Origin of the sequence: Priestia veravalensis (assembly GCF_001457055.1) — a bacterium.
Classification (GTDB): domain Bacteria; phylum Bacillota; class Bacilli; order Bacillales; family Bacillaceae_H; genus Priestia; species Priestia flexa.
In genome coordinates this window covers 1-4659 of record NZ_KQ758743.1, presented here as the reverse complement: position 1 = coordinate 4659, position 4659 = coordinate 1, and the positions used below count along the sequence as shown (strand labels likewise).

Below are 4659 nucleotides of genomic sequence, written 5' to 3'. Positions count from 1 at the left end.
TGCACGCAGACTCTCGGTTTCGTTGAGTTGTGCGAATACGAGTAATTTCAAGAATGAAGCAATGTACAGCTTCTTTGTATAGGAATTTAATTGATAGCTTTCAACCAATTCCTCGAGTTTTGTGGAGAAAATCGGTGAAAACCATTGTTCAAATGATGTTTTTCGTGTAAACTTATCCATGCTTATTGTCCTTTATTTTGGATTTGGATGGTTTATTACCACCCAACCATTATAAAGGATTTTTTTGTGCATGAATAATATTGCAGAAAATTCAGATTTATAAAGGGCTTTGAATTATTTTAATGCGACGCTAGTGAGAAAATATAAATAATATAAGTACGAGAGTTAGTACTTGGTTGTTCATTCTTTTCACCATCCAATATATATTAGCTTTCATATATATTACGGATCTAATTGTAAAAAGTTTCTTTTTATAGTATTTTTTAGTTTTTTTATGTTCCTGGAATCTGGATTATGTTAACCAATGGTTTACAGCCTACTACTAAGCGTTTGTGGAAGTTTTTACATATTTGTTATAAAGTGGGCGTAAGAGGTGGTTAAGTTGAACTTAGGAGAACAATTGCAAAGACTAAGGGAAGAAAAAAATCTTTCTAGGGAAGAATTGGCCCAAGAAATGAATGTATCTAGGCAAGCTGTATATAAGTGGGAAAATAATAAAGGGTATCCCGATATTGAAAATCTTATTAAGCTAAGTGATTTATATAATGTGACGTTAGATGAACTAATTAAAGGTGATCATTCTTTTCAGAAAAAAATAGTAATAGATCAAAAAAAGAATAAAATTGAGGATTTATCAGACCCTGGTTTTATGATTGGAATCATTCTTGTATTTGTAGGATTATTTTTAGATTTAGGTGCATTTTCAGCTGGTGTTACAATACTAGGATTCTTAACGATGTTTTTTTATGATGATTTAAAGAAAACGTTTTGGACTATAAAAAAGGATTTTAAAGAAGAAAGGTAAGTAAAACAGGCTTTAAGAGAACTTGAAGCCTGTTTTTGTGCCTAGAAAATCCATTATGATAACTAGGTTCATATATCATATTTATGACCAAGCATCATGAGATGATAAAATGTAATTACAAGGAATTTAATTACATAAAGGGGGAGATATAGTTGTTAATGGATTTACACTTGGATAATGAAATGGAACCTTCAGTTGCTCTTTTATACGCTACTGTTTCAGATACATATGAAAGGTTAAAACTTCTTGTAAAGGATGTAAATCAGGAAGAATTACTCTACAAAGGTACTGAAAACAAGATGAACAGTATTGGACAATTATTGAGGCATTTAGCTGTTGTAGACTTGCATTGGGTCTACCGACTTAAGAATCAACAAATACCCTCTAGTCTTCAAAAAGAATACGGTCCTTTAGTTGATTCAGCAGGTCAAATACCTTTTATAAAAGATACAACTATTATTGATTTAATAGATAGCTATGATAAGGTTCAAACAATGTTTCGTTTAGAATGCACGAAGTTATCTGAAGAGGATTTAAATAATGTAGTCTCATATGAGAATGGAAAAACAGCTACAATTCGTTGGGGGATCTGGCATATAGCTGATCACAGTCGTTATCATCAAGCACATATTGGTTTATTGAAGAAATTATATAAAGAAGAATAAAGTTGGAGATAGAGATTCTAAACAAAGCAAGAAATATCATTATTATTTTTTGCTTTGTTTATTGTTTAGTACCGAGAACACGTTTTATGTTAATGAGTCTGTTAAAGGTAAATGTTAATATTTTTTGTAGTCACTACATTGTTTTTAACAAAATCTATTTCCTGCGAAAATCTGTTGGTAAGAGGGACTTAACTAGTTAGTCACTTATTGATATAAAAGTTAAAGTTGAAACTCATCTAAATAATTTTTTAGAGAGCCCTAATTAATAGGTTATCGTTAAACGATGCGTAATTAATAAATAAGTAACTTTATGTGACCACATTTTGACCACAAGCATCCACGAATCAATTAATAATTTGCGAAATATGATTTCTAGAAAACTTTGATAAGGTGAAACTTATTTCATACACCAGTTCTCTTATAGCAATGCGATCAATAAAAAAGTCAATATTAATTGTTAGGAAACAGCTTGGCATAATGTATCGAGGCGTCTTTTTATGGAGCTATCTTTCCATTTTGATAGTAAAAACTGTAGAAATAAAAAATCTTTTTTATTACAATAAGTAATAATTTACCTTTTATGGTATTATATAAAAGTGTGTTTGTATAGCTATCAGATACGACTGTAAAATAGGATAACTAGACCGTTTAATTTATATTTTCAACATAAATAAAATATAATGGAGGCATTATTATGTGGTTAATATTAGGGCTTATTGCCATAGTAGCAACTATTATAAATCTGTATATGTATAAAACAGGAAAAGATTATAAACTTGCGATGGCGATGGGATTATCATTCACGGCACTGACACTCTGTGCAGAACATAGCCTTGTATCTGATTGGGTGAAAGGGGAAGATTGGTCAGCTTTAATGGATGTTGTTCCTACTATGGAAAAGGCAGTATGGTTTTTAACAATTGTTTCTATTTTACTAAATATAGCACCTATACTGCTAGAACTAAAAGGTAAAAAATAAAAAGTTATGGATGCTAGATCTGCTCATAAGAGTAGGATGTTATTCATTTTGTAATAACTATAAAGTAATAGTGAAAAAATTTTCATAAATATTTTAAAAAAAGACAGCCGTGTAACCTATTATAGCCAAAGCTAACATCACAGCTTGTATTCCAATACCAAGAGTACTAAATATTCCTCCTGTAAGGGCAAATCCTTTGCCTTTTTCAAGATTTCTCTTAATCTCTTTATTATCTAATAGGTAAATATGATCTATATTCTTATTTTTAAAGCTATATTTATTATCTGCGTACTTGGTACTGTAGCGGATATTATAGCGACATATGCAGCAAAATTTGCGATTGATGAGGTAATTGAAGAACAGGCGTCTGAACAACAAGAAAATGTTGAACAAGAAATAAGATTGAGAGAGTTAGACTGACAGGTCGCATCTTTACAAAAAAAGCTTGAAGAATTACAACTATAACGCTCGAGCTGTTCGAAATATGTATTAATGAGATAAAGGATTAAAAAATCAATTCTCCCCTAACTGACCAGAGGGCACTAATCATTATGTAGCGATTAGTGTCTTTTTTGATGTTAAAAATCAAAATTTAGGAGATGAAATGAAAAGTGAAATAAATTGAATCATGTGCTAAATGAAAAATATAAAAGATCAACGAAGCAGCATTCTAGAAGTAAAGAGTATGGCGTCTAGTCCTTCATTCACCGAACATGAAAAGAGTACATAAAAATAAGTAACTATGTAAAATGAAGAGGTGTTTTATGTATTATTATCCATATTATGATCCATATTTTCAGCAGCGAATGAATCGTCAACCACAGTCGCCGTCAGTTGATACTTCTATTTTCAGTCATTCTGTCAGTTCCCTTCAAAAAATTACTCTTGAAGCAAATGCTTTATTGAAAAAAATAGCTGAACCGAAGTTTTCTCAGACCTTGATGACAGCAGCTCAGGCTGGAAATCACATACAGGTCGACAACCTGATTAAATCGATAGGGATAAGTACATCTGTAACAGCCAAGTACAATCCAGATGGTCTGTTGTTAATTATGCCTGCTCAGTCTCAAGGAGAAGGATGTTGTACGTTAACTATGTTTCTTAGGTGGGGAGAGTTTTGATGAAGGAAGGCTGTCTCCCAGACTTAATGGGATGGGAGACAGTATAATACGTACCATAGATATTTTTCACGTTTACTTAATAAAGGGCTTGACTATCTCTGTGTGCATCTAGATACGTTGAATAGCTTGTCTAAACAAATAGATTATATACATTTTTTCACTAGCGTCGCATTAAAATAATTCAACGCTTTCTAAAAATCTGAATTTTCTGTAATATAACCCAAACATAAAAAAATCCTTTATACTGGTTGAGCGGTAGTAAACCATCCAAATCCAATACAAAGGACCATAAGCATGGATAAGTTTACACGAAAAACATCATTTGAACAATGGTTTTCACCGATTTTCTCCACAAAACTCGAGGAATTGGTTGAAACCCATCATTTAAATTACTATACAAAGAAGCTACACATCACTTCATTCTTGAAATTACTCGTATTTGCACAACTCAACGAAATCGAAAGTTTACGTGCTGTCAGTGAGACATTGTTTTCAGACGACCTTCAAAAAGCAACGGATTTAGAATCGATTAGCTTTTCGCAATTAGGCCGCCGATTAAATCAAATTCCAACAGACGTGTTCCAGCAAGTTTTTCTGGATTTAGTCGCTCAGATTCATGCGAAATCTCAATATGAGCAGCGCCGGAAAACGACAACACCGCTGAAAATCATTGATTCGAGTACGTTGCCACTCAATTTGAATAATCACAAATGGGCGGAGTTTCGCAAAACAAAATCAGGTATCAAGCTTCATTTGCGCCTTGTTTACGCAGAAAAAGGCTGTTCCTATCCTGATAATGCGGTGCTGACAAATGCGAAAGAACACGATCGTGGCCAGCTAGAGGTACTCGTTGACGACAAAGAATGCATGTACGTTTTTGATCGTGGTTACTTAGATTATGAGCGATTT

At 32.6% G+C, this 4659-nt stretch carries 7 protein-coding genes; 6 read left to right on the top strand and 1 reads right to left on the bottom strand.

Annotated elements, in window-relative coordinates; translation table 11 throughout:
• On the bottom strand, nt 1–180 hold a 180-nt coding region (locus AS180_RS21975; protein ID WP_139109266.1), incomplete at its 3' end, for a DUF4372 domain-containing protein.
• Nucleotides 181–562: 382 nt separating this feature from the next.
• Between AS180_RS21975 and AS180_RS20975 the strand changes: the two genes are divergently transcribed.
• From AS180_RS20975 to AS180_RS20955, 6 genes are all read left to right on the top strand, one after another.
• Complete coding sequence (locus AS180_RS20975; protein WP_025909209.1) at nt 563–985, top strand: helix-turn-helix domain-containing protein; 423 nt, start codon at nt 563–565, stop codon at nt 983–985.
• Between the two features lie 158 nt (nt 986–1143).
• On the top strand, nt 1144–1650 hold the full coding sequence (locus tag AS180_RS20970) for a DinB family protein (protein WP_061786059.1): 507 nt from the start codon (nt 1144–1146) through the stop codon (nt 1648–1650).
• 694 nt (nt 1651–2344) lie between these two features.
• The gene (locus AS180_RS20965; protein WP_061786048.1) at nt 2345–2629 is read left to right on the top strand and encodes a hypothetical protein; all 285 of its coding nucleotides are present in this window, start codon (nt 2345–2347) and stop codon (nt 2627–2629) included.
• A 246-nt stretch (nt 2630–2875) separates the two neighbouring features.
• Nucleotides 2876–3049 carry a hypothetical protein gene (locus tag AS180_RS23745; protein ID WP_156413527.1) on the top strand — a complete coding sequence of 58 codons (174 nt, stop codon included), beginning with the start codon at nt 2876–2878 and terminating at the stop codon, nt 3047–3049.
• 344 nt (nt 3050–3393) lie between these two features.
• The gene (locus tag AS180_RS20960; RefSeq protein WP_061786049.1) at nt 3394–3750 is read left to right on the top strand and encodes a hypothetical protein; all 357 of its coding nucleotides are present in this window, start codon (nt 3394–3396) and stop codon (nt 3748–3750) included.
• A gap of 294 nt (nt 3751–4044) precedes the next feature.
• Nucleotides 4045–4659: IS4 family transposase (locus AS180_RS20955; protein WP_139109264.1), on the top strand; the 615-nt coding region annotated here is incomplete at its 3' end.

Bases quoted from the DNA above. Each gene is read 5' to 3' on its own strand.
- AS180_RS20970 (WP_061786059.1), top strand. From the start codon at position 1,144: ATGGATTTACACTTGGATAATGAAATGGAACCTTCAGTTGCTCTTTTA.
- AS180_RS20965 (WP_061786048.1), top strand. From the start codon at position 2,345: ATGTGGTTAATATTAGGGCTTATTGCCATAGTAGCAACTATTATAAAT.
- AS180_RS23745 (WP_156413527.1), top strand. From the start codon at position 2,876: ATGATCTATATTCTTATTTTTAAAGCTATATTTATTATCTGCGTACTT.
- AS180_RS20960 (WP_061786049.1), top strand. From the start codon at position 3,394: ATGTATTATTATCCATATTATGATCCATATTTTCAGCAGCGAATGAAT.